This window comes from Mycobacterium sp. M23085 (genome assembly GCF_045343915.1).
Classification (GTDB): Bacteria; Actinomycetota; Actinomycetes; order Mycobacteriales; family Mycobacteriaceae; genus Mycobacterium.
Window position 1 is genome coordinate 2,529,283 of sequence record NZ_CP174280.1, and the last position, 21,556, is coordinate 2,550,838.

23 protein-coding genes, 1 pseudogene and 2 riboswitches are annotated in these 21,556 nt (G+C 68.5%); of the genes and pseudogenes, 11 read left to right on the plus strand and 13 right to left on the minus strand.

The window, feature by feature from the left end:
- Positions 1–2: 2 nt before the first annotated feature.
- Positions 3–311 carry a DUF3263 domain-containing protein gene (locus ACIUM1_RS11555; protein ID WP_007768412.1) on the minus strand — a complete coding sequence of 103 codons (309 nt, stop codon included), beginning with the start codon at positions 309–311 and terminating at the stop codon, positions 3–5.
- 202 nt (positions 312–513) lie between these two features.
- Between ACIUM1_RS11555 and ACIUM1_RS11560 the strand changes: the two genes are divergently transcribed.
- From ACIUM1_RS11560 to ACIUM1_RS11575, 4 genes are all read left to right on the plus strand, one after another.
- Entirely contained in the window at positions 514–1,107 is a 594-nt protein-coding gene (locus ACIUM1_RS11560; RefSeq protein WP_406817277.1) for a peptide deformylase, read from the plus strand.
- On the plus strand, positions 1,107–2,015 hold the full coding sequence (locus ACIUM1_RS11565) for a GNAT family N-acetyltransferase (protein ID WP_406817278.1): 909 nt from the start codon (positions 1,107–1,109) through the stop codon (positions 2,013–2,015). Before ACIUM1_RS11560 ends, ACIUM1_RS11565 begins: the two co-directional genes overlap by 1 nt.
- Positions 2,016–2,050: 35 nt before the next feature.
- Positions 2,051–2,857: an exodeoxyribonuclease III gene (locus ACIUM1_RS11570; protein ID WP_406817640.1), complete on the plus strand. Its 807-nt coding sequence runs from the start codon at positions 2,051–2,053 to the stop codon at positions 2,855–2,857.
- 128 nt (positions 2,858–2,985) lie between these two features.
- Positions 2,986–3,432 carry a hypothetical protein gene (locus ACIUM1_RS11575; protein ID WP_406817279.1) on the plus strand — a complete coding sequence of 149 codons (447 nt, stop codon included), beginning with the start codon at positions 2,986–2,988 and terminating at the stop codon, positions 3,430–3,432.
- 89 nt (positions 3,433–3,521) lie between these two features.
- Here the strand turns inward: ACIUM1_RS11575 and ACIUM1_RS11580 are convergent.
- Positions 3,522–3,704 (minus strand): annotated as a pseudogene (locus ACIUM1_RS11580) (Rv1535 domain-containing protein); the annotation flags it as partial.
- 72 nt (positions 3,705–3,776) lie between these two features.
- Between ACIUM1_RS11580 and ACIUM1_RS11585 the strand changes: the two are divergent.
- Positions 3,777–4,052: a hypothetical protein gene (locus tag ACIUM1_RS11585; protein WP_406817641.1), complete on the plus strand. Its 276-nt coding sequence runs from the start codon at positions 3,777–3,779 to the stop codon at positions 4,050–4,052.
- A 4-nt stretch (positions 4,053–4,056) separates the two neighbouring features.
- Here ACIUM1_RS11585 and ACIUM1_RS11590 read toward each other — a convergent pair whose 3' ends face one another.
- From ACIUM1_RS11590 to ACIUM1_RS11600, 3 genes are all read right to left on the minus strand, one after another.
- Positions 4,057–7,914, minus strand: a complete 3,858-nt coding sequence (locus ACIUM1_RS11590; RefSeq protein WP_406817280.1) for an ATP-binding protein — start codon at positions 7,912–7,914, stop codon at positions 4,057–4,059.
- Complete coding sequence (locus tag ACIUM1_RS11595; protein ID WP_406817281.1) at positions 7,911–8,273, minus strand: STAS domain-containing protein; 363 nt, start codon at positions 8,271–8,273, stop codon at positions 7,911–7,913. Before ACIUM1_RS11595 ends, ACIUM1_RS11590 begins: the two co-directional genes overlap by 4 nt.
- A gap of 129 nt (positions 8,274–8,402) precedes the next feature.
- A complete protein-coding gene (locus tag ACIUM1_RS11600) occupies positions 8,403–9,044 on the minus strand; it encodes a PAS and ANTAR domain-containing protein (RefSeq protein ID WP_406817282.1) in 642 nt (213 codons plus the stop codon).
- A gap of 170 nt (positions 9,045–9,214) precedes the next feature.
- A riboswitch (TPP riboswitch) is annotated at positions 9,215–9,325 on the plus strand.
- Here ACIUM1_RS11600 and thiC point away from each other — a divergent pair.
- From thiC to ACIUM1_RS11625, 5 genes are all read left to right on the plus strand, one after another.
- Positions 9,316–10,995 carry a phosphomethylpyrimidine synthase ThiC gene (thiC, locus tag ACIUM1_RS11605; protein ID WP_406817283.1) on the plus strand — a complete coding sequence of 560 codons (1,680 nt, stop codon included), beginning with the start codon at positions 9,316–9,318 and terminating at the stop codon, positions 10,993–10,995. It overlaps the preceding riboswitch by 10 nt.
- 46 nt (positions 10,996–11,041) lie before the next feature.
- Entirely contained in the window at positions 11,042–11,869 is an 828-nt protein-coding gene (thiD, locus tag ACIUM1_RS11610; RefSeq protein ID WP_406817284.1) for a bifunctional hydroxymethylpyrimidine kinase/phosphomethylpyrimidine kinase, read from the plus strand.
- On the plus strand, positions 11,866–12,489 hold the full coding sequence (locus ACIUM1_RS11615; protein WP_406817285.1) for an alpha/beta family hydrolase: 624 nt from the start codon (positions 11,866–11,868) through the stop codon (positions 12,487–12,489). The genes thiD and ACIUM1_RS11615 overlap by 4 nt, the downstream gene beginning before the upstream one ends.
- A gap of 46 nt (positions 12,490–12,535) precedes the next feature.
- Positions 12,536–12,970 (plus strand): MarR family winged helix-turn-helix transcriptional regulator, encoded by a 435-nt coding sequence (locus ACIUM1_RS11620; RefSeq protein WP_406817286.1) that lies wholly within the window; start codon positions 12,536–12,538, stop codon positions 12,968–12,970.
- A gap of 16 nt (positions 12,971–12,986) precedes the next feature.
- The gene (locus tag ACIUM1_RS11625) at positions 12,987–13,862 is read left to right on the plus strand and encodes an LLM class F420-dependent oxidoreductase (RefSeq protein WP_406817287.1); all 876 of its coding nucleotides are present in this window, start codon (positions 12,987–12,989) and stop codon (positions 13,860–13,862) included.
- A gap of 33 nt (positions 13,863–13,895) precedes the next feature.
- Here the strand turns inward: ACIUM1_RS11625 and ACIUM1_RS11630 are convergent, their stop codons facing one another.
- Genes ACIUM1_RS11630 through ACIUM1_RS11645 form a run of 4 tightly spaced genes read right to left on the minus strand, consistent with a single transcriptional unit; the run spans position 13,896 to position 17,673 of the window.
- Positions 13,896–15,365, minus strand: a complete 1,470-nt coding sequence (locus ACIUM1_RS11630; protein ID WP_406817288.1) for a M28 family peptidase — start codon at positions 15,363–15,365, stop codon at positions 13,896–13,898.
- Positions 15,362–16,846 carry a M28 family metallopeptidase gene (locus tag ACIUM1_RS11635; protein ID WP_406817289.1) on the minus strand — a complete coding sequence of 495 codons (1,485 nt, stop codon included), beginning with the start codon at positions 16,844–16,846 and terminating at the stop codon, positions 15,362–15,364. The genes ACIUM1_RS11630 and ACIUM1_RS11635 overlap by 4 nt, the downstream gene beginning before the upstream one ends.
- Before the next feature lie 53 nt (positions 16,847–16,899).
- A complete protein-coding gene (locus ACIUM1_RS11640) occupies positions 16,900–17,325 on the minus strand; it encodes a DUF2752 domain-containing protein (RefSeq protein WP_406817290.1) in 426 nt (141 codons plus the stop codon).
- Positions 17,326–17,334: 9 nt separating this feature from the next.
- The gene (locus tag ACIUM1_RS11645) at positions 17,335–17,673 is read right to left on the minus strand and encodes a CD225/dispanin family protein (protein ID WP_406817291.1); all 339 of its coding nucleotides are present in this window, start codon (positions 17,671–17,673) and stop codon (positions 17,335–17,337) included.
- Positions 17,674–18,010: 337 nt separating this feature from the next.
- On the opposite strand from ACIUM1_RS11645, the gene ACIUM1_RS11650 reads away from it, so the two are divergent.
- Positions 18,011–18,541, plus strand: coding sequence for a serine/threonine protein kinase (locus ACIUM1_RS11650; RefSeq protein ID WP_406817292.1), 531 nt, complete (start codon positions 18,011–18,013; stop codon positions 18,539–18,541).
- A gap of 64 nt (positions 18,542–18,605) precedes the next feature.
- On the opposite strand, the gene ACIUM1_RS11655 is transcribed toward ACIUM1_RS11650, so the two are convergent.
- The 4 genes from ACIUM1_RS11655 to thiO all read right to left on the minus strand — a co-directional run bounded on the left by ACIUM1_RS11655 (position 18,606) and on the right by thiO (position 21,394).
- On the minus strand, positions 18,606–19,373 hold the full coding sequence (locus tag ACIUM1_RS11655) for an SGNH/GDSL hydrolase family protein (protein WP_406817293.1): 768 nt from the start codon (positions 19,371–19,373) through the stop codon (positions 18,606–18,608).
- Positions 19,370–20,074 carry a thiazole synthase gene (locus ACIUM1_RS11660; protein ID WP_406817294.1) on the minus strand — a complete coding sequence of 235 codons (705 nt, stop codon included), beginning with the start codon at positions 20,072–20,074 and terminating at the stop codon, positions 19,370–19,372. The genes ACIUM1_RS11655 and ACIUM1_RS11660 overlap by 4 nt, the downstream gene beginning before the upstream one ends.
- 103 nt (positions 20,075–20,177) lie before the next feature.
- Positions 20,178–20,375: a sulfur carrier protein ThiS gene (thiS, locus tag ACIUM1_RS11665; protein ID WP_406817295.1), complete on the minus strand. Its 198-nt coding sequence runs from the start codon at positions 20,373–20,375 to the stop codon at positions 20,178–20,180.
- Positions 20,372–21,394 carry a glycine oxidase ThiO gene (gene thiO, locus ACIUM1_RS11670; RefSeq protein ID WP_406817642.1) on the minus strand — a complete coding sequence of 341 codons (1,023 nt, stop codon included), beginning with the start codon at positions 21,392–21,394 and terminating at the stop codon, positions 20,372–20,374. The genes thiS and thiO overlap by 4 nt, the downstream gene beginning before the upstream one ends.
- Positions 21,395–21,530, minus strand: a riboswitch (TPP riboswitch).
- Positions 21,531–21,556 lie beyond the last annotated feature (26 nt).

Sequence of the window (21,556 nt, forward strand, 5' to 3'; positions counted from 1 at the left end):
AGTCAGGTCACCTCGAAGCCGAGGCGCCGCGCCGCACGTGCCTTCTGCCTGCTGGCGCGCAGCCGGCGCAGCCGTTTCACCAGCATCGGGTCGGCGGCCAAGGCCTCGGGCCGGTCGACGAGCGCGTTGAGCACTTGGTAGTAACGCGTCGCCGACATCGAGAACAACTCTTTGATGGCGTCTTCCTTCACACCGGCGAACTTCCACCACTGGCGCTCGAAGGCCAGGATGTCGTGCTCGCGGCGGGTGAGCCCATCTGCGATCTCAGAGTCGTCCCCCGATCGATTTGCCCGCGCCATGGCGCTGTCCATATCGCTTCCCCTGGACCCTTCCGGCGAATACCGAACTGCTCGAATGACTTGACTTAGCTAAGCGCGTGTTTCGGCGAATATTGAAACACGCGCCAAACCCTCAAGCCGTCATCCAGACCCGCGAGTCGGCGGATTGACCCACATTGCCCAGACGCCGATCGCCGGCCTAGCTGCCCGCGGGCGTGCGGTAGCTTAGCCGACCATGGCAGTCGTTCCGATCCGCATCGTGGGAGACCCCGTCCTGCATACCCCGACACAGCCGGTGCCGGTCGGTGCCGACGGTTCGCTGCCGGCGGATCTGGCCGAGTTGATCGAGAACATGTACGACACCATGGACGCCGCGCACGGGGTCGGGCTGGCGGCCAACCAGATCGGGGTCGGCTTACGGGTCTTCGTCTACGACTGCGCCGACGACCGGGGCCGCACCGAGCGCCGCCGCGGTGTCGTCGTCAACCCGGTCCTGGAGACCTCCGAGATACCCGAGACCATGCCCGACCCGGACAACGACGACGAGGGCTGCCTGTCGGTGCCCGGCGAGTCGTTCCCGACCGGCCGCGCCAAGTGGGCCCGCGTCACCGGACTCGACGCCGAGGGCAAGCCGGTCTGTATCGAAGGCAACGACCTGTTCGCGCGGATGCTGCAGCACGAGACCGGGCACCTGGATGGCTTCCTCTATCTGGACCGCCTCATCGGCCGGCATGCCCGCAGCGCGAAACGCGCCGTCAAATCCCACAACTGGGGCGTTCCCGGACTGTCCTGGATGCCTGGCGAGGTACCGGACCCGTTCGGACACTGATGGTCTCGTGGCCCGACGCCGGAACCCGGGTGACGGTTCGCTATCGCCGCCCGGCCGGTTCGGTGCCGCCGTTGACCGATGCGGTGGGCCACCTGCTGGCCGTCGATCCGATGGTGCGGGTGCAGACGAAGACCGGCGCCGTCGTCGAGTTCGCGCCCTCCGATGCGGTGGCGCTGCGGGTGCTCACCGACACCCCCGTCCGCACCTCCCAGATCCGCGCGCTCGAGCATGCCGCCGCCGCGGCCTGGCCGGGGGCGGAGCACTCATGGCTGGACGGCTGGCTGTTGCGGGCCGGCCACGGCGTCGGTTTTGCCGCGAATTCCGCTGTGCCACTTGGTCTTTCCGCCCAAGTGGGGACCGCCCCCAAGATCACCGACTGGTACCGGCGCCGTGGCCTGACGCCATGCCTGGCGGTGCCCGACCGGATGCTGGTGCCGCCTTGCGGGCTGACCGGCGAACACACGGAAAGGGTTGTGGTGCGCGACCTTTCCGGCCTGGCCGTCGGCGGTTCCACCGGCTCGGTGACCCTGTCCCCGGGCCCCGACGACGCATGGCTGCGGATATCCGGCAGCGAAATTCCGGTCGACGTGCTCACCGCCGTCATCGGCGGTGAGCTGGCATTCGGCAGGCACGGTGACGCAGCGGTGGCGCGGGCCGCGGTGACCGACGCACCCGATGGCGCGCGCTGGGTGGGCGTCTGGGCCGTGAACGTCGCGGACCCCGGCGACGGGCGGTCGGCGACGGACTTGTGCGAGGCGTTGTTGGCCTGGGGCGCCGGCCGCGGCGCGACGCGCGGCTATATGTGCCTACCCGACACCGGCGCGACGCCTGCCGCCCCGGCGGGTTTCCGGCTGCACCACCGCCGCCGCTACCTCCCGGTGCGCCCGGGCCTCTGGGATAGCGTTTAGCCATGCCCAACGGGACGACTGATGGCGGCGACCCGCTGCGGCTGGCCACCTGGAACGTCAACTCGATCCGCAGCCGCCTGCCCCGGGTCATCGACTGGCTGGCCCGCGCCGACATCGACGTGCTGGCAATGCAGGAAACCAAATGCTCCGACAGCCAGTTCCCGACTCTGCCGTTCTTCGAACTCGGGTACGAGGTGGCCCACGTCGGCTTCAATCAGTGGAACGGCGTGGCGATCGCCTCGCGCGTCGGGCTCGACGATGTGCAGATCGGATTCGACGGCCAGCCCACTTGGAGTAGCAAGCCAGAAGTTGCCGCCACCGCGGAAGCCCGTGCCCTGGCCGCGACGTGCGGCGGCGTCCGGATGTGGAGCCTCTACGTTCCCAACGGCCGGGCGCTGGGCGACCCACACTACACGTATAAGCTGGAATGGCTTGCCGCACTGCGTGATTCGGCGTCGAGCTGGTTGCGTGACGATCCTACCGCCGCGATCGCGCTGGCCGGCGACTGGAACATCGCCCCGCAGGACGACGACGTGTGGAGCATGGAGTTCTACTCCGGCGCCACGCATGTCTCGGAGCCGGAGCGCCGGGCGTTCCAGGCCATAGTCGATGCGCAATTCGCCGATGTGGTGCGGCCTTTCGCGCCGGGCCCAGGGGTGTACACCTACTGGGACTACACCCAGCTGAGATTCCCGAAGCGACAAGGCATGCGTATCGATTTCATCCTGGGCTCACCGGCTTTGGCGGACCGCGTGACCGGCGCGCAGATCGTCCGCGATGAACGCAAAGGCAAGGCGGCCAGCGATCACGCGCCGGTGCTCATCGACGTGCGGCGCGACTAGCCGCGCTTCGACGGTCGGGGCAGGCCGGCATCGCATCGAACTCGGGCAAATTAGATGCAGCTTCTCGTTGTCTGCAGGTTGGCAAGGTGGCAGGCTTTGGGGATTAGCAGCAAAAGCAGGGAGTGATCATGAGTGTCATCGGCGGAGCAGTCCGGGGCGTGAGTCAGGCGGTGAACCGCGCGGCGTCCGCGACGACCGCGGCCGCCGGTGCCGTGGGTGGCGCGGCGGTCAACGGAGTCATCGGCGGCGTCACCGGAGCCGCGGAGGGCGTCAAGCGCGGCATGAACAGCGGTAGCCACTCGGCGCCCGCCGCCGCGCTCGCCTTCGGCGCGCTCGGCGTCGCCGGCTTGGTCGAGTGGCCGCTGCTGGTGGCAGTGGGCGGCAGCGCACTGCTGTTGCAGAAGTTGAGCCACAGGCAGGACTCCGGGCCCCGCGCGGTGAAGGCGAACCTCAAGTCCGTCCCGGTCGAGCCGGCGCCGCAGAAAGCGGCGCCAGCGAAAACCCCCAGCAAGTCCACCGCCAAGAAGACGGCCGGACGCCGGGCGGGCACCGCGGGGTTGCGCAGCACCAACTAGGCGAATTCCCCCGTCGATCAGCTGATTGCCCGGTGCAACACCGCCGGGGCCAGCTGCCGCGACGTCCAGCGCACTACGTCACCTTTTTCGTGGGCGGACGCATCCGGACAGATCGGGCCGCGAGCCGCTTTCGTGCCGCGACCGGGAGCCCGGTCGCTGTGCCGAATCTCGACAACCCCCACGCGCCATAACAGCGCATAGAGTTCAACTAGCGGCACCCTCAGCACCGAAGCAACCGATGAAACTAGCGGATCGCCCCCGGTGTCGGTCATCGTCGACATACGTCCGACGGTGAACGCGTGACCCAGCGAGATGGGAAACCCTTCGTTACCGAAAGGCAAATGATGGCGGAAAAGAAGTCGCGGCGCGGTACTCCCCAGCGGGAGGCGGTGGAGAAGATCCGCGAGGGCGAGACCTTCGCGGTGAACCTGCCGGTGGTCGGCCAGGTGGATATTCCCAGGCCAGAGCAGTTGGCCTACTTCGGCGGGCTGGCCGCCCTGGCGGCCCTCGAACTCATCGACTGGCCGGTAGCCCTGGTCATCGCCGCCGGACATTTCCTGGCGAGCAACCACCACAACAAGCTTCTGGAGGAGCTCGGCGAGGCGATGGAGGAGAGCTAGCCGGTCAGCTCCCCGCCACGGCGTGTTCGAAGCGCAGGGTGACCCGGGTGCCGGCCGGGGTGCGCCGCGTGTCGACGTCGTCGGCCAACCCGCTCATCAGGGTGAGCCCGCGCCCGCGGCGGCGGTTACGCAAGCTGGCCGACGAATCGCCGATCCACTGGCCGGTGTCGCTGACGGTGATCACGACGGCGTCCTGATGCAGGAAGCCCTCGATGGAAACCGTCCGGCGTGAATCACTGCGGCTGCCGTGTTCGATCGCGTTGGTGACCGCTTCGCCGGTCGCCAGCAGAATGTCCGTTTCGCGGTGCGGCACGACGACGATGGTCTTCAGCCAATCCCGCAGCTGTTCGCGCGCGACGGGGATCTGAGCGGGTACCGCCGGCACCACGGTGGCGAAGCTGGCCGCGGCAAGGTGGCTCGGTCGCAGCGCGAGCACCACCACGTCGTCGCGGTAGCCGGACGGCGGGGCCATCCGGGACAGCAACTCCGCGCACATCTGTTCCACCGGCAGCCCGGCGCACTGCGACGCGACCGACCGCAGCCGGTCGAAGCCGTCGTCCAGCGTTTCGCCGGGCCGTTCGATGAGTCCGTCGGTGTAGAGCAGGATCAACCCGCCCGCCGGCAGCTCCGCCGTCGCGGTGGCGCCGGCCGGGTGGTCCGTCGCGTCGTGGGCGCCGTTTCCCGTCACCGATACGGGGGCGCGCCGCCCCGAGTCCAGATACACCGCGCCCCCGTCGGGCAGCACCAACAGCGGGTACGGGTGCCCGGCACAGCTGTAGCTGACGGTGGCGGCGCCGCCGCGGGCCTCGGTGTCGATCTGCGCATACGCCACCGTCGCGCAGCGCGCGCCGTCGACGCTGGCGGCGTAGCGATCCAGCGCGCCCAGCACCGCGTCCGGCTCACCCGCGGTGAGCGCGGAGGCGGCGACCGCGGCCCGCAGCCTGCTCATCACGATCGCCGCGGCCAGGCCGTGTCCGACCACATCGCCCACCGATATCGCGATCCTGCCGGGATGGTCCAGCGGGGTGACCGAATACCAGTCTCCGCCGACCCGCATCGCCTCCCCCGCCGGCTGGTAGACGGCCGACACGACCGCGGCGGTGGAGCCGCGGTCCAGGTCGAGGAGGTGCTCCTGGAAGTCGACGGCGATCTCGTGTTCGCGGGCCATCAGACGCACCCGGTCCAGGGCCGAGGACGTCAGCTCGGCCATCCGGGCGAAGGCCTCGAGCTCGGCGGGCGCGAACTGGCGCGGCGACGGCCACAGCAACGCGAGCACACCCAGCATGCGGCCGGAGCCCTCCCGCAGCGGGTGGGCCACGCAGGCGCGGATGCTCGCCGCGCTGTCCCGCACGGCGTGCTCGTAGCGCGGCGGCAGCTCGAACGTGTCGGTGACGATCATCGCCTCACCGGTGCGCGCGACGTCGGCACCGATCAGCGGGGCATCGAGCGCGACGACGTGGTAGCGGTCGCGGAACTCCGCGGGCAAGTCGCCGGCGTATTCGAACCGCAGGTAATGCTCGCCGTCGACGACCCCGATCGCGACCGCGCCCGCATCGCCGGAGCCGAAGGAGGAGCCCAGCAGGGCGTCCAGGATCCCGCCGACCGAGCTGGTGCTCTGCAGCGCCGCGTCCAACTGCACCAGATCAGAGGCCAGGCGCGACTCCGCCTCGCGACGCTGCCGGTCACGCTCGCGGCCGACCGCGGCCAACCTCGACGCCAGCCGGTCGATCAGCTCCCGAGACCGAAACGGCTTGGGCAGGTAGTCGTCGGCGCCGCCGGCGTAACCCTCGTTGACGGCTTCTGCGCCGGCCCGGGCGGACAACATCAGGATCGGCGTCGCCGCCAATTCCGGATCGGCGCGCACGGCGGCGACGAATCCGAAACCGTCCAGCCCCGGCATCATCACGTCGGTGACGATCGCGTCCGGGCGCAGCTTCCGGGTCGCGGCGAGCGCCGACTCGCCGTCGCCGACCAGAACCGTGTCCCATCGGGGCGACAGCACCCGGTCCAGGTGCGCCCGCATGTCGGCGTTGTCGTCGGCGATCAGCACCAACTGCCGGGCCGAGTCGGTTGCGGCGGCGACCGGTTCAGCGGCCGACGCCACCCACTGACTCGCCTCGGCGACATACGGATTGGTCTCATCCGGCCCGGCGGGCGACGGCTCGACCACCGCGTCCGAGGCCGACCGCGGCAGCCGGATTGTCACCGTTGTGCCGCGGTCCAATTCGCTGTCGATCTGCACCGTGCCGCGGTGCAGCTCGACCAGCCCACGGGCCAGGGACAACCCGATCCCGGTGCCCTCGACGCTGCGGCCACGAGCGTTGTCGGCCCGGTAGAAGCGCTCGAACAGCTGCTTGAGATCGTCGGCGCCGATCCCGACCCCGGTGTCGCGCACGGAGATCACACAGTCCTCGGACTCGGAGCGCACCCGCACCGAAATCGTGCCCTGCAGAGTGTATTTGACCGCATTGGACAACAGGTTGAGCACGATGGTCTCCCACATGGCCGGGTCCACGTCGGCCAGGGCCGGCGCGCAGTCCAGCTCGAGCTCGAGCCCCGCCCGGTGGCACAGCTCGGCGAACGATGACGCGATCTGCGCGGTGAGCGCGCCGACGTCGGTGCACACCAACTTCGCGTTGGCACGGCCGGCCTCGATGCGGGAGAAGTCGAGCAGCGAGTCGACCAGGCGCTGCAGACGCCGCGCGTTGCGTCCCGCGGTGGTAAGCCGCTGCGCGAGAACGCTTTCCGGCGCCGCGTCGGACAGCGCGTCGTCCAGCGGTCCGAGCAGCAGCGTCAGCGGGGTGCGGAACTCGTGGCTGACGTTGGTCAAGAATGCGGTCTTGGCCCGGTCGAGTTCGGCCAGCGCATCGGCACGGTGCCGCTCCTGCTCATAGGAGACGATCGAGCCGAACGTTGACGTCAACTGGTCGGCCAGCAGCTGGCAGAAGCCCTGAAACTGCGTGTCCAGGGGGCGCCGAGGGCTGGCGCCGATCACCAGCGCTCCGGCGGTCGAGGCCTCCCCGAGCGGCAACACCAGAGCTTGCTGCGGACAGTCGGCGCCCAGCGCCTCGTCGATGCCGGGGATGGCGCCCGTGACGTCGTCGATGACCTTGACCTCGGCGCGGGACCGCGCCGTATCCCAGTCGGTCAGTTGCGCCAACTCGCCGGGGAGCAGTGTGCGCACCGATGGCGTCGCGCCGCGCAGCGTGATCTCGCCCGTCTCGCCGGCGCCGGCATACACGGCGATGAACGACAGGTCGGCGGGCTGCGATGCGCACACCCGCACCGCGACGCCGACCGCGTCGTCGATGCTGCGGCTCTCGACTATGGCGGAGGCGACCGTGTTGAGCAGGTGCAGTCGGCGCTCGCTCAGCACCCGCTCGGTGGTCTCGTAGGACGGGCAGAAGATGCCGAAAGGCCTGCCGTCGGCGCCCATCAGCGGGCTGTAGGTGAAGGTGAAGTACCGCTCGACGCGCCGCCCGGCGGTCACCATCGGCAGCATCAGGTCTCGCGACCAGGTCGCCTCACCGGTCGACATCACACCGGCGAGCATCGGGGCGATCGAATCCCAGATGTCCCACCAGACGTCGCGGCCGCGCTGGCCCAGGGAGCGGGGGTGCTTATCGCCGAGGATCTCGATGTAGGCGTCGTTGTACACCACGAACAGGTCCTCGGCGCCCAGCCACAGCACCAGCGGGAACCGCGACGCCAGGGTCGTGGCGGCCGCCGCCCGCATCTCACTGGACCAGCTCCGCGGCGGTCCCAGCGGATGAGTTTCCCAGTCGTACTCGGCGAACCGCCGGCCCATCTCACCGCTCAACGAAACGGCAGCGGCCAGGTCAGCCGGCAGTCGCGAGTTCATTGCTGTCGTCGTCGATGTACTGCGGCGGACAGCGTCGGGTAGATGTCGAAGATCCGGTCCAACTCGGTGACCTGGATCGGCCGCAGCACCTGGTCGTGGTCGGCGACCAAACGAACCGACGTTCCGCCGGCTTTGGCGTCCTCATGGCAGTCGAGCATCGCGTTCAGCGCCGCGCTGCCGAAGAAATCAACAGCCAGCAAGTCGATCACCACCGGACGCACCGGCTGCGTCGACGCCAGCCCGAGCGCACTGGTCAGATGAGCGGCGAGCTCACCGACGGTACTGGAGTCGACATCGCCTTTGACACTCACAATCACCGCGTCGTCGTGGGCCTCGTGTTCGACCGCCAACAACTTCATGCCTTTCGCCGCAGCCTACGTTCAGATCTGCAGCCGCTAAGCCCGAAGACGCGGCGGGGATGCGCGGTCGCGCATCGCAGACCCTGAGAGATTAACCCCTACCCGAACTGCTCGTTTCCCGATTCGAGCTTACCCAGTGGGCTCGGCGGGAATCCGCTCGTGCACGGTGAGCAGCAAATGGTCGAACTGACCCTGCAGAGCGGCCAGCGGTGCCGGCTGGGTGGCCACTTCGGTGAGCAGCTGCTTGGCCAGCGCACGCAGTTTCACGTTGGTTTCCTGCGACCGCCACTGCAGCACCCGGAACGCCTGCTCGGCGCTGACCCGATACACGTACATCAACACGCCCTTGGCCTGTTCGATGGCCGCGCGGCTCTCGAAGAGGTCCGGCAGCGCCGCGTCCAGCACCTCTTGGCGGGTTTCGTCGAAGGTGTCGGTCAGGTCGATGTAGTAGCCCTCGGTGCCCAGCACGGCGCCCGACTCGTCCAGCATCCGGTCGGCGAGAACGATCGCGTCGTGCACCGCGCCCTGGGTGTCGATGAACCGGTGCCGGCTGGAGAACGACTCCTCGGACTGCAGGGCGTGGTCGAGCAGTTCCTGGACGTGCGCACGGTCGTCGGGGTGCTTGTGCGACAACAGCAGTTCGGTCGTCGGCTCGACCGCTCCCGGTTCGTAGCCGTGCATCCTGGCCACTTCGTCGGACCATTCCCAGCGTTGCCCGACGAACCAAAAACGGAATGCGCCGATGTTCAGATACCCGGGAGCCGGTTGCATCGGCTCGGAAGATCGGGCGCCGCCACCATTGGATGACGATTCCCCTGTTCGCCCGCCCTGTTGCACGTTTGCATTTTTCCACTACGGGAATGCGCTCGGCTACCGTCCCGGGCGAAAAGGCCGTCAACCATGTCACTTGGTCCGGGGTCGGGGTAACGTCGCGTGCGGACCCATCCATACGCGGGAGCGCACGCCGAGTGCGCTGAGAGGACGGCTCGGGGCCGTCGACCGTACGAACCTGACCGGGTAATGCCGGCGTAGGGAGAGAAAAATGACTGATGTCCTTTCCGGAACCGCGCCGGGTGCCGCGTCGCACAGCGTTGAGCCGGCGGTGACCACCGGCCCGATCGCGGGCAGCAGCAAGGCCTACCGCGAGATCGAGGGTCCGGACGGAGTGACCCTGCGGGTGCCGCTGCGGCGGGTGCACCTGTCCACCGGCGACGACTTCGACCTGTACGACACCTCGGGGCCCTACACCGATCCGGCCGCGACGATCGATCTGACGGCCGGGTTGTCGCCGCGGCCCGGCGTGGTCCGCGACCGCGGCACCCAGCTGCAGCGCGCCCGCGCCGGCGAGATCACCGCCGAGATGGCGTTTATCGCCGCCCGCGAGGGCATGCCCGCCGAATTGGTCCGCGACGAGGTGGCGCGGGGCCGGGCGGTGATCCCGGCCAACCACAACCACCCCGAGATCGAGCCGATGATCATCGGCAAGGCATTTGCAACCAAGGTGAACGCAAATATCGGCAACTCGGCGGTGACGTCCTCGATCGCCGAGGAGGTCGACAAGATGGTGTGGGCCACCCGATGGGGCGCCGACACCATCATGGACCTGTCCACCGGCAAGAACATCCACGAAACCCGTGAATGGATCCTGCGCAACTCCCCGGTGCCGGTCGGCACCGTGCCCATCTACCAGGCGCTGGAAAAGACGAAGGGCGATCCGACCGAGCTGACCTGGGAGCTCTACCGCGACACCGTGATCGAGCAGTGCGAGCAGGGTGTGGACTACATGACCGTGCACGCCGGCGTGCTGCTGCGCTACGTGCCGCTGACCGCCAAGCGGGTCACCGGCATCGTCTCGCGCGGCGGCTCGATCATGGCGGCCTGGTGCCTGGCGCATCACCGAGAGTCGTTCCTGTACACCAACTTCGACGAGCTCTGCGAGATCTTCGCCCGCTACGACGTCACCTTCTCCCTCGGCGACGGCCTGCGGCCGGGCTCCATCGCCGACGCCAACGACGCCGCGCAGTTCGCCGAGCTGCGCACCCTGGGCGAACTGACGAAAATCGCGAAATCCCATGGCGTGCAGGTGATGATCGAGGGCCCGGGCCACGTCCCGATGCACAAGATCGTGGAGAACGTGCGGCTGGAAGAGGAGTGGTGCGAGGAGGCCCCGTTCTACACGCTGGGCCCGCTGGCCACCGACATCGCCCCGGCCTACGACCACATCACCTCGGCGATCGGCGCGGCCATCATCGCCCAGGCCGGCACCGCGATGCTCTGTTACGTCACCCCTAAGGAACACCTGGGGCTGCCGGACCGCAAGGACGTCAAGGACGGGGTGATCGCCTACAAGATCGCCGCGCACGCGGGCGATTTGGCCAAGGGGCATCCGCATGCGCAAGAGCGCGACAACGCGCTGTCGACGGCCCGGTTCGAGTTCCGCTGGAACGACCAGTTCGCGCTGTCGCTCGACCCGGACACCGCCCGGGAATACCACGACGAGACGCTGCCGGCCGAACCCGCCAAGACCGCGCACTTCTGCTCGATGTGCGGGCCGAAGTTCTGCTCGATGCGCATCACCCAGGACGTCCGCGACTACGCCGCCGAACATGGCCTGGACAGCGAGGAAGCGATCGAGGCCGCCATGTCCGAGGGCATGGCGGAGAAGTCGCGCGAGTTCGCCGAGCACGGCAACCGGGTGTACCTACCGCTGGCCCAGCAGTGATCGCAAGCGCGGCCGAGCGGGAGCCGGGTAACCGCCAGCTGAACCGGTGACATTCCTGCCGCTGCCCACGCCGGGCACCACGCCGCGGCGGGTGCTGTCCATTGCCGGATCGGACTCCGGGGGCGGCGCGGGCATCGAAGCCGACCTGCGCACCATGGCGCTGCTGGGGGTGCACGCCTGCGTCGCGGTCACCGCCGTGACCGTGCAGAACACATTGGGAGTGCAGAGCTTTCACGAGGTACCCGGCGACGTCGTGTCCGGACAGATCGAGGCCGTGGCCGGTGACATCGGCATCCAATCCGCCAAGACCGGGATGCTGGCGTCGCCGCGCGTCATCGACACCGTGGCCGCCACCTGGCGCCGGCTCGGGCTGACGGTTCCGCTCGTGGTCGACCCGGTGGCGGCGTCCATGCACGGCGATCCGCTGATGGCTCCTGCGGCGCTGGATTCGCTTCGTGGCCAATTGTTTCCGTTGGCGACGCTGGTGACGCCCAATCTCGACGAGGTGCGCCTGCTGGTCGGTATCGAGGTAGTGGACGCCGAGTCGCAGCGGTCGGCGGCCAAGGCCCTGCATGCGCTGGGCTCGCGGTGGGTTCTGATCAAGGGCGGTCACCTGCGGTCATCGGATCGCAGCTGCGACCTGCTCTACGACGGCGCCGACTTCCACGAGTTCGACGCGCAGCGGGTGGCCACCGGCAACGACCACGGCGGTGGTGACACGCTGGCCAGCGCGGTGGCGTGCGCCCTGGCGCACGGCTACACGGTGCCCGACGCCGTCGCGTTCGGCAAGCGATGGGTGACCGAATGTCTGCGCGCCGCATACCCGCTGGGCCATGGCCACGGCCCCGTCTCACCACTGTTTCGGCTGTCATGAATCTCGATCAGATCGCGGGCGTCGCGCACGAACCCGTCGGTGACCCCGAGGGTGTGGTGGTGTTGACTCACGGCGCCGGTGGCAACCGGGATTCCATTCTGTTGCAACAGGTTTGCGACGAATGGGCACAGCGTGGCTGGCTGGCGGTGCGGTACAACCTGCCCTACCGCCGGCGTCGGCCCAGCGGCCCGCCCTCGGGTTCGGCCGCCACCGATCGGGCCGGCATCGCCGAGGCGATTGCGTTGTGCCGCGGCCTTGCCGACGGCCCGCTGATCGCCGGAGGGCATTCCTACGGCGGCCGGCAGACGTCCATGGTGGTCGCGGCCCGGCAGGCTGCGGTGGACGTGCTGACGCTGTTCTCCTATCCGGTGCATCCGCCGGGGAAGCCTGAACGCGCCCGCACCGAGCACCTGCCCGACATCACCGTGCCGACGGTGTTCACCCACGGCACATCGGACCCCTTCGGCACGCCCGACGAACTGCGTGCCGCCGCCGCGTTGATCACCGGGACGACCGCCGTCGTCGAGATCGCCAGCGCACGACACGATCTGCGCTCCAAGACGTTGAACGTGCCCGCGTTGGCCGTCGATGCGGCACTGCAGCTGCTCGGGCGGAATTAGACAGTTTGGACTGGACAGTTTTAGCTGTCTAATTTAGAGTGGTGTGGTGGATGGCATCAGCGACTCCGCGGTAGCGGCGGCACGCGATATCCGGGTGGTGTTCAGCCGGCTACGGCGCCGGTTGAAGGACATCGCGGTCGACGGTCTGACACCGTCGCAGACGGCCGTGCTCACCCGGCTCTGGAAGGAAGGGCCGTCGTCGGCCAGCGCGTTGGCCGCCGCGGAACAGGTACGCCCCCAGTCGATGGCCACCATCCTGGCCGCGCTGGGCCAGCGCGGGCTCGTCGAGCGCGCGCCGGACCCGAACGACGGCCGGCGCCAAGTGGTCTCGCTGACCCCGGCCGGGAAAAGACGCGCCGAAAGCGACCGTCGCGCCCGCGAGGAGTGGCTGGCCCGCACCATCCAGGAGCGCTATACCGAAGCCGAGCGGACCGTCATCGTCGACGCGTTAGCACTGCTCGAGCGCCTGACCGAACAATGAAAGGACAAGTGTCGGAATGGAATTAGGACTGCACTTCATCGACTTTCTGCCGGGAGACCCGAGCAGGCTGGGCCCGACGCTGGCCGACGCGGCCAAGGCGGCCGAGCAGGGCGGCGCGACGCTGTTCACACTTGCCGACCACTTGTTCCAGATGGAACAGCTTGCGCCCGCAGACAATCCGTTCCTCGAGGGCTACACGTCACTGGGCTTTCTGGCCGCCCAGACCACCACCATCGACCTGGGCCTGCTGGTCACCGGCGTCACCTATCGCTATCCCGGTTTGCTGGCCAAGGCGGTCACCACCCTCGACGTGTTGTCGCAGGGCCGGTCGGTGTTGGGTTTGGGCGCGGCGTGGTATGAACGCGAGCACACCGCGCTGGGCATTCCGTATCCACCGCTGCGCACCCGCTTCGAGATGCTGGAAGAGACGCTGCAGGTCTGCCGGCAGATGTGGAGTGCGGACAACGGGGCCTACACCGGCACGCACTACCAGCTGAACGAGACTATCTGTGTGCCGCAACCGATTCGCCGACCCCCGATCCTGATCGGCGGCGACGGCGAGAAGAAGACGCTGCGCCTGGTCGCGCAGTACGCCGACATCTGGAACAGCATGTCCAATGACGTCGCGGAGCTCGAGCACAAGATCGACGTGCTCAACCGGCACTGCGACGCAGTGGGCAGGGATCCCGGCGCTGTCCGCAAGACGTTTGGCGGCCTGGCCGGCACCGACCCCTTCGACGACACCGATGAATTCTTGAGGACGGTCGAACGCTGCGCCGCTCTCGGTGTCGAGATGATCAACATCGGCCCGATGCCCGGCAATCCGGATCCGGTCGGATTCGTTCGCCGGCTGGGCGACGAGGTGATTCCCCGGCTCGCCGAGATAGGTTGAGCTCGTTGATGGTTCGGCCGACAAGCCGCGCCGCTACGGCACCCGGCTGCGATGCCGCTTGTTGTGCGGCGGCACACCGTTGACACCACCGATGGACTCGGCGTAGCTGCCGACGGCGAATCCGACGCCAGAACCCATCACCGCCAGCGCCTCCCGGTTGATGTTGTCGACGGTGTCGCGCGGGCTCTGGAAGTTCGGGTCGAACGGCACGCCGGCCTGGCCGCCCCATAGCCGGGTCTGCACGGGGGTTTTCGGCTGTGCGGATCCGGTGGTCATGCCGCCGACGGGCACGCCCGCGATCAGGAAGGGGTGGTAGTCGGCCCGGGTGTCCAACGGCATGTCCGCGGGCCGCTTTCCGGCGAGGTTCAGGTAGCCGGACAGGGTGCGTTCGATGCCGGCCGAGCCTTCGGGCACGTCCGCGGGCGAGACACCGGGCCCGGGCGGACCCGACTGATCGCCGTCGTCGGTGAAGAATCCGGCGTTGGGTGAACCCAGCATGGTGAAGTTCAAGTACAGCGCGATGTCGTTGAGTTGGTCGCGGCCCATGCCGAACACGTAGTCCAGGACGCCGTTGCGCCCGTCCTCATCGGCCCCCCAGAACACGAACCGCACCGCGTTGTTCACCGGAGCCAGCGGCCCCAGTTGCAGCGCCGTCTCCAGGACGGCCGCCACCCCGGAGCCGTCGTCGTTGATCCCGGGTCCGGCGCGCGAGCCGTCCAGCTTCGCACCCACCACGACGACGTCGTGGGCCGATCCGGTCTTGGTCTGCGCCAACACGTTTCGGGAAGTGATCTTGACGTTCTGCGCATCCAGCACCAGACGTATCGGTGCGGTGGAACCCGCCAGTGCGGCCGCACCGTAGGGACCCAGCACGGCGACCGGCACCGTCAGCTGCTTGAAGTAGCCGGTGGTGAACAGCGTGGGCGGAGCCCCCCGCCCGGTGGGCGAATTCAGCACGATCACCGCACTCGCGCCCTTGGCCACGGCGCTGTTCTGTTTGTCGACCACCGAACAGTGCGCGTCGTCGACGACGGCGATGGCGCCCTTGGGCACCACTGCCGGGTAATCGTTGGGAGTGCAACCCGACGGCTGCGTCGGCCGGACCGGCTGCCCGGTCAGTCCGCCGGGCGGCGTCTGAACCAGCAGCGAGGCCTGGTCGACGGGATAGGCGCGGCCGGCGATGGTCACCGCCGGCTTACCCAACGACACGGTGTACAGCCGGTCGAACTGCGGTGTCTGTACGTCGAAACCCTTGTCGTGCAGGGATTTGGCAACGTAGTCCACGCTGGCGTTGAAGCCCGGTGTTCCGTCCGCGCGGTTACCGCCGTTGGCGTTGGCGATGTTCTGCAGGGCACGCAGGTGCGTCAGCATGCCCTGCACGTTCACCTTCTTGGCCAAACCGTGCCCGAGGTCCGGTGTCGCCGTCGGCACCGCCGGCCGCGTCGACGAGCAACCGGCCACCACGGCGACCACCAGCAGAGTCGCGCCCAGCCGGGAGATCATGACTTGTTCAGCACGTGCCGGGTGCGGTCCGCCATGACGGGGACGCCGTTATGGCCGCCCAGGTCTTGGGCGTACAGGCCGATCGCGTAAGCCACGCCGCCGCCGTTGATTCCCAGCGCGGTGCGGTCGATGTGGTCGAGCGTGTCGGTTTTCTGGTGATAGTTGGGGTCAAACGGTTGGTCGGCGGTTCCGCCCCACAACTTGGCCTGGTCGGCGGTCATCTTGCCCTCTGCGCCCGAGAACAGGCCACCCGCGGGGATCCCGGCCAAGGTGAACCCGTCGTAGTCGGACCGGCCGTCGAACGAGGTGTCCTGCGCGGTCTTTCCCGCCGACTTCAGGTAGGCCACCAGCGTCCGCTCGATGCCCGCCGAACCCTCGGGAACCACCGCCTGGCCGCGAGCGTCCATCGGCAACGACTGGTCGCCGTCGTAGGTGAAGTAGCCGGGATTCGGCGACGCGAGCATGTCGAAGTTGAGGTACAGCGCAATGTTTTTCAGCGCCGTCAAATCCAGCGACTCGACGTAGTTGCGCGACCCGATCAGCCCGAGTTCCTCGGCGCCCCAGAAGCCGAACCGCACCGCGTTGTGCACCGACGGCGAACTCCCCAGTCGCGTGGCGGTTTCCAACACGGCGGCCACCCCCGATCCGTTGTCATTGATACCGGGCCCCTCAGGCACGCTGTCCAGGTGCGCTCCCGCCATCACCACGTCGGTCGCCGACCCGGTTTTGGTCTGCGCAATCACGTTGCGGGCCCGAAGGTTTTGGGCGCTGGCAGTGAGCTTGATCGTGGTGGGCCCCGGTTGGTCCCGCAGCTGCACGCCCACCGATCGGGTCACGCTCAGCACCGGAATCTTCACCTCGGTGGTCGGCCCCAGCGTGCCGCCCATCTGTTGTTCGTCGACGTTGTCGGCGATGATCATCGCCACGGCGCCGCGTTGCGCCGCGGCGTCCTCCTTCTGAGCGAACGGGCAGGTGCCACGGTCGACCATCACCACGGCGCCGTGCAACGGCAGGTTGGCGTAGTCGGAGGCCGCGCAGCCGAGGTTGTTCGCCGGCGCGGTGACCAGCGGCCCGCTCACCCCGTCTGGACCGGTGCCCAGGCTGAAGTCCAGCGCGCGCGCCTCCACCGCCTTGCCGCCGACGGTGAGTTCCGGCTTGTCGGCGTGAAACACTTTAGCCGAGAATTCGGGGGTCTGTACGTCAAAGCCGCTGCCGCGCAACACATTTACCACGTAGTCGACGCTGGCCTCGTATCCCGGTGTACCCACTGCCCTGGTTCCGTTGTTGGCGTTGGCGATGTCTTGCAACTTGGACAGGTGCGCCATCATCGCGTCGGTGGTCACCTTGCCGCGCAACGCGGAGGCAAAGTCACCCGCAGGGAGGGTTTGCTTGTCAGACGACCGATGCAAGCAGCCGGTCGAGAATGCGGTCAGGGCGATCACGGCGAGCAACACCGGGATCGTCGTGGATTTGTTCACCATCGCGCCCCAGGTTAGACCGCGGCCCCGGCGGCCCGGTTCAGGACACGGCGGTGTCAGACATGCAGCGCGGTGAAGGGCGCAACGGGGATGTTGCGCATCACGAACCAGGCCAGCACCAGCGACAGCGTCACGGCCGCGGCCCAGCGCCGGTGTTGCCAGCTGCGAATCCGCCGACCCACCAGGCGTCCGTAGGTCCAGGACACGTAGGCCCACACCAACAGCACGACAGCCGCCAGGCCCAAGGCGTTGAACCTGGCGGCCGCCAACAGATTGCCGTGCAACAGCGAATACAGCATGCGCAAGCTGCCGCATCCGGGACAGTCGATGCCCAACAACGCCTTGGTGGGGCACACCGGCAGCGGACCGTTGGGGGTGGTCGGATCAGCCGCACAGATGACGACGCACATCAGCGTCGCGGATGCGGCCACCACCAGTGGCGCACCGAGATCCGCCTGCGCCGCCCCCCAGCGGGTTTCCATGATCGGACTTTAAAACATCGCGGCGACTGCCGCGTTGGTGTTCGTGTTCAGCGCACCGACCGCCATCAGAATGCCGTAAATGACACCCACGACGACGCCGATGACCACCGACCAGATCACCCACCTCTTGGCGCTCTCAGCCGACGCTTGCGCCTCGGCGTAGCGGCCCTGCGCCCACAACCCGTTGACCTGGCTCGACTTGACGATCGCCACGATTCCGAAGGGAAGACAGCAGAACAGGGTCGCCAAAATCGACCACACCAGATAGTTATTCGGCGCTTGACCGGCCGGCTGCTGCGGCGGGTAGCCGGGAGGCGGATAACCGGGCGGCGGAGGGGGTTGTGTCATGAATTCTCCAGTCAAGAGAAGTTAGCTGACGGCAAGCGGTGCTAACCCTACCCGAGGGGAGTCTGATCGGCACTAGCAATGACTAGATCACATTCAGGCCGTGCCGGACGCAGCGCGCCGGCGACATCATCGCGTGCACCGAAAGTCGGGATCAAGGCCGAGCTCAACATATTTCGCGCTGGTGTGCGGCGAGCGCCACGTCACCATCATTTTCCTGCTCGTCTGCGGATTGAGCCGGGGAAGACTGCCCACCCAGACAATTGCCGGCGGAACATGTTGCTTTACCCCGACATAGCCCTACCATCCGTGTTGAGAAGCGGTCGTCAAGGAGCGATTCATGTGGGATTTCAGCAACGCGCTGAGGGCGGCGGCGGCAACGGTGCTCACCGGCGGTTTGGCCTTAGCGGGCGGCGGCCCGGCGAGCGCGGATCCGGCCACCACCGGGAACGCGTCGGATATCAACACGCTTGCGGGCTCGCTGTCGAAGGGGTACGGCCTGAACAACTGCACCGCCCAGAACATCGACCGCAGCACACAACTGGCGGTGCTCACCTGCGGGCAGAGCCCCGACCCGCGCGGCCCGGTGCAGGCCAAGTACGTGCTGTTCACCAACGCCGAGAACCTGGCCACCTCGTTCAAGGCCACCATCAAGGAGGACGTGCTGGCCCCGTGCGGGGACGCCGGCCAGTCGCCGTCCAGCTGGCACAAGGACGGTTCAGCCGCCAGCGCCGGGCAGGCGGCGTGCGGCACCTACCAAAACGGCGCCGAGATCATCTGGACCACGGACGCCAACAACATGCTGAGTTACCTGCGCGCGTCCAACACCGACGTCGCGGCGCTCTACCAGTGGTGGCGCGCCAACGGGTGAGTCTGCTGCTGTGCCGCAACCGATCTGGTGAAATCAACCGCAGGGCGCCGCGAACGGCCGACGTCTACAGCTGAGCTGCAATCAGGTCGGCCACCGCACGCATCCCGGCGGCGTTCGGGTGTAACGGAGCGGGGCGTCCCGGCAGTGGGACACCGAAGCGGGCCGGCAGCGTCGTCCACGGCTTCGCCGACCATGCATGATGTTCGCAACCCGCCGCGCCGGCGCGGATGATTTCGCAACCGGTCGCCGCGGCGGCGTCGGCCGTCATCGTCTCCAGCGTGGCGGCCACATGCCGGCCCAGGTCCGCATCCGCGGGCGACAGCGGCGCGGCCGGCACGCCCGGCGGGGGCAGCACCGTCAGATAGTCGACGAAGAAGATCCGCGCCCGCACCGATCGCTGACGCATGGCACGGCCGACCGCGCACAGCGATTCAAACACCGCGTCCAGGGCCCGATCCCGCGCTTCGCGGTCCAGCAGTTCGCGGATGCGATCCCCCAGCAGCGGCAGGCGACGCAGCGGGTGCGGCAGCGACGCGGCCATCAACAGCGGAATGTAGCCGACGTCATTGCCGCCGATGGTGACCGTGATCAAGCTCTCGGTGCCGTCCAGCGCGGCGATCTGCGGGGGCGCGCCGTGTTGGCGCTCCGTGAGCACGTGCGCGGTGGTCGCCCCGGAGAAGGTGACGTCGACCAGGTCATGCCGGTACCGCTGCGCTACCAGGTGCGCGTAATTGCGTGCGGATCGGCCCGACCATCGCGGTGCGCCCGCGGCCCGGGGCCGGATACCTGGCCCGGCGGCCATCGAACTACCCAGGGCGACATAACGACTCATCGTTGCGGGCTCGACGCCTGCGCCCAGAACCGCTTCGGGATGCGTCCGGCGCGCCGCGCCAGGTAGCCGGCGGTGACCGCGGCGGCCATCGCGGCGGCCATGGCTGCCGGATCGGCCGCCCGGGTCACCGCGGTCGCCAACAGCACGGCGTCGCAACCCAATTCCATCGCCAGCGCGGCGTCGCTGGCGGTTCCGATGCCGGCGTCGAGCACCACCGGAACACCGGCCCGGGCGACGATCATCTCGATGTTGTGCGGATTGGTGATGCCCAGACCGGTGCCGATCGGCGAACCCAGCGGCATGACCGCCGCGCACCCGGCGTCCTCGAGCCGGCGGGCCAGCACCGGATCGTCGTTCGTGTACGGCAGCACGACGAATCCGTCATCGACCAATTGCTCTGCGGCTCGCACCAATTCGACGGCGTCGGGCAGCAGCGTCCGCTCGTCGGCGATCACCTCCAGCTTGATCCAGTTGGTGTTCAGCGCCTCGCGCGCCAACTGCGCGGTGAGCACCGCCTCGGCCGCGCCGCGGCACCCCGCGGTGTTGGGTAGCGGCGTGATGCCCAGCCGGTTGAGCAGATCGAGCAGTCCGGTACCGCCTTCGGCGTCGACCCGGCGGATGGCGACGGTGGTCAGTTCCGTGCCCGAGGACACCAGCGCCTCTTCGAGCACCGCGAGATTGCTCGCTCCCCCGGTGCCCATGATGAGCCGCGACGCGAAGCTGCGGTCTCCGATAGTCAGTTTTGCTTCCGTCTCCTGACGATGCGGGTCAGGATGGCCCGCAGAGGAAGGGGACAATTCGGATCTAGCCACCTTGCACCGCCGTCACTATCTCGAGCTTGGCGCCGTCGAAAAGCTCTGTTGTCCAATGAGATCGGGGTAGCACCGCGTCGTCCATCGCCACCGCCACGCCGCGGTCCGGGAAACCCAGCGAAGTCAGCAGCGCGGCGACGGTGGTGTGCGCGTCGACCTCGACCTTTTGCTCGTTGACTACGACGATCATCGGCGTGCTCCCACCGGGGCCAGTTCGGAAACGATCTGTTCTGCCGTCCACGGCGCCAGCAGGAATCCCGACCGGCCGTGGCCGGCGGCGACCAGCGTCCGCGCGTCCAGGCGATGCACCAACGGCAGATTATCGGGTGTCATCGGGCGCAGCCCGGCGGCGCATTCGGCCAGCTCGTACTCGCCCAGCGCCGGCAGCACCGCGCAGGCGTCATCCAGCAGGTCGCGCACCCCCGACACGACCGGGGCGGTGTCGCGCCCGTGTTCGTACTGGGTGGCGCCGACGACCACGCCGTCGGAGCGGGGCACCAGATACACCTGGCGTCCGTGCACGCGGGCGCGAACAACCCGCTGCGGCAACGGCATACAACCCTTGCGCCACCGCAGGCGCAGCACTTCGCCCTTCACCGGCCGTACCGGCAGGCCGGGCCACAACGCCGGCGCATCGATGCCGTTGGCGATCACCACCGCATCGGCGTCGACGCGCGACACGTCGCACACCGGCGGCGCCCACGACACTCCGAGACGCTCACATTCCGCGCTCAGCGCGTCCAGCACCGCCCGGTTGTCCACGGCCAGTTCGGTGGGCGCCCGAAAGCCATGCCGGATGCCCTGCGCCAGCAGCGGTTCGACGTCCCGCGCGGCGGACTCCCAGACCACCGGATGCCCTTGGGCGGACAACCATTCCGCGACGGTGCGCAGGTCCGCGACATCGGCGCGGTCGACGGCCACCACCAGCGACTCGCGGGCGGTGACCACCTCGGGCGGCAGGCCGTCCAGGAAACCGCCCTCGCGCCACAGCCGCAGCGATTCCAGGCCCAGCCGCAGCAACCGCTCTTCGCCGGGCCAGCCCTCGCTGTGCGGCGCCAACATGCCGCCGGCGACCCAGGATGCGCCCTTGTGGTCGCTGCGGTGCACCCGCACCGACCACCCGGCCTGCGCCGCGCGGCGCGCGACCGCGAGCCCGATGACACCTCCACCGACGACGGCCAGGCACCCCGGCGGGGGTCCCGAGGGCATCCCGGTCATTCTCAGCTCCCTTCGCCGGCATGACCCGGATCAGGTGTGACGGTAAGGGCAGGTCCGGGCGGCCCCGGCTGTGCCCACTCTCAGCCCCGCAGTCAGCCGACCACCCGGGACTCCCGTGTCTGGTAGTTCTCTTCGGCTCCACGCTAGCGCGCT

Excerpts from the sequence above, each read along its gene's own strand:
- ACIUM1_RS11565 (WP_406817278.1), top strand. The coding sequence starts at position 1,107 with ATGGTCTCGTGGCCCGACGCCGGAACCCGGGTGACGGTTCGCTATCGC.
- ACIUM1_RS11635 (WP_406817289.1), bottom strand. The coding sequence starts at position 16,846 with ATGGTGAACAAATCCACGACGATCCCGGTGTTGCTCGCCGTGATCGCC.
- ACIUM1_RS11585 (WP_406817641.1), top strand. The coding sequence starts at position 3,777 with ATGGCGGAAAAGAAGTCGCGGCGCGGTACTCCCCAGCGGGAGGCGGTG.
- ACIUM1_RS11590 (WP_406817280.1), bottom strand. The coding sequence starts at position 7,914 with ATGAACTCGCGACTGCCGGCTGACCTGGCCGCTGCCGTTTCGTTGAGC.
- thiO (WP_406817642.1), bottom strand. The coding sequence starts at position 21,394 with ATGCCCTCGGGACCCCCGCCGGGGTGCCTGGCCGTCGTCGGTGGAGGT.
- ACIUM1_RS11575 (WP_406817279.1), top strand. The coding sequence starts at position 2,986 with ATGAGTGTCATCGGCGGAGCAGTCCGGGGCGTGAGTCAGGCGGTGAAC.
- ACIUM1_RS11645 (WP_406817291.1), bottom strand. The coding sequence starts at position 17,673 with ATGACACAACCCCCTCCGCCGCCCGGTTATCCGCCTCCCGGCTACCCG.
- ACIUM1_RS11615 (WP_406817285.1), top strand. The coding sequence starts at position 11,866 with ATGAATCTCGATCAGATCGCGGGCGTCGCGCACGAACCCGTCGGTGAC.
- ACIUM1_RS11630 (WP_406817288.1), bottom strand. The coding sequence starts at position 15,365 with ATGATCTCCCGGCTGGGCGCGACTCTGCTGGTGGTCGCCGTGGTGGCC.
- ACIUM1_RS11600 (WP_406817282.1), bottom strand. The coding sequence starts at position 9,044 with ATGCAACCGGCTCCCGGGTATCTGAACATCGGCGCATTCCGTTTTTGG.
- ACIUM1_RS11560 (WP_406817277.1), top strand. The coding sequence starts at position 514 with ATGGCAGTCGTTCCGATCCGCATCGTGGGAGACCCCGTCCTGCATACC.
- ACIUM1_RS11660 (WP_406817294.1), bottom strand. The coding sequence starts at position 20,074 with ATGGGCACCGGGGGAGCGAGCAATCTCGCGGTGCTCGAAGAGGCGCTG.
- thiS (WP_406817295.1), bottom strand. The coding sequence starts at position 20,375 with ATGATCGTCGTAGTCAACGAGCAAAAGGTCGAGGTCGACGCGCACACC.
- ACIUM1_RS11655 (WP_406817293.1), bottom strand. The coding sequence starts at position 19,373 with ATGAGTCGTTATGTCGCCCTGGGTAGTTCGATGGCCGCCGGGCCAGGT.
- ACIUM1_RS11625 (WP_406817287.1), top strand. The coding sequence starts at position 12,987 with ATGGAATTAGGACTGCACTTCATCGACTTTCTGCCGGGAGACCCGAGC.
- thiC (WP_406817283.1), top strand. The coding sequence starts at position 9,316 with ATGACTGATGTCCTTTCCGGAACCGCGCCGGGTGCCGCGTCGCACAGC.
- ACIUM1_RS11595 (WP_406817281.1), bottom strand. The coding sequence starts at position 8,273 with ATGAAGTTGTTGGCGGTCGAACACGAGGCCCACGACGACGCGGTGATT.
- ACIUM1_RS11650 (WP_406817292.1), top strand. The coding sequence starts at position 18,011 with ATGTGGGATTTCAGCAACGCGCTGAGGGCGGCGGCGGCAACGGTGCTC.
- ACIUM1_RS11555 (WP_007768412.1), bottom strand. The coding sequence starts at position 311 with ATGGACAGCGCCATGGCGCGGGCAAATCGATCGGGGGACGACTCTGAG.
- ACIUM1_RS11640 (WP_406817290.1), bottom strand. The coding sequence starts at position 17,325 with ATGGAAACCCGCTGGGGGGCGGCGCAGGCGGATCTCGGTGCGCCACTG.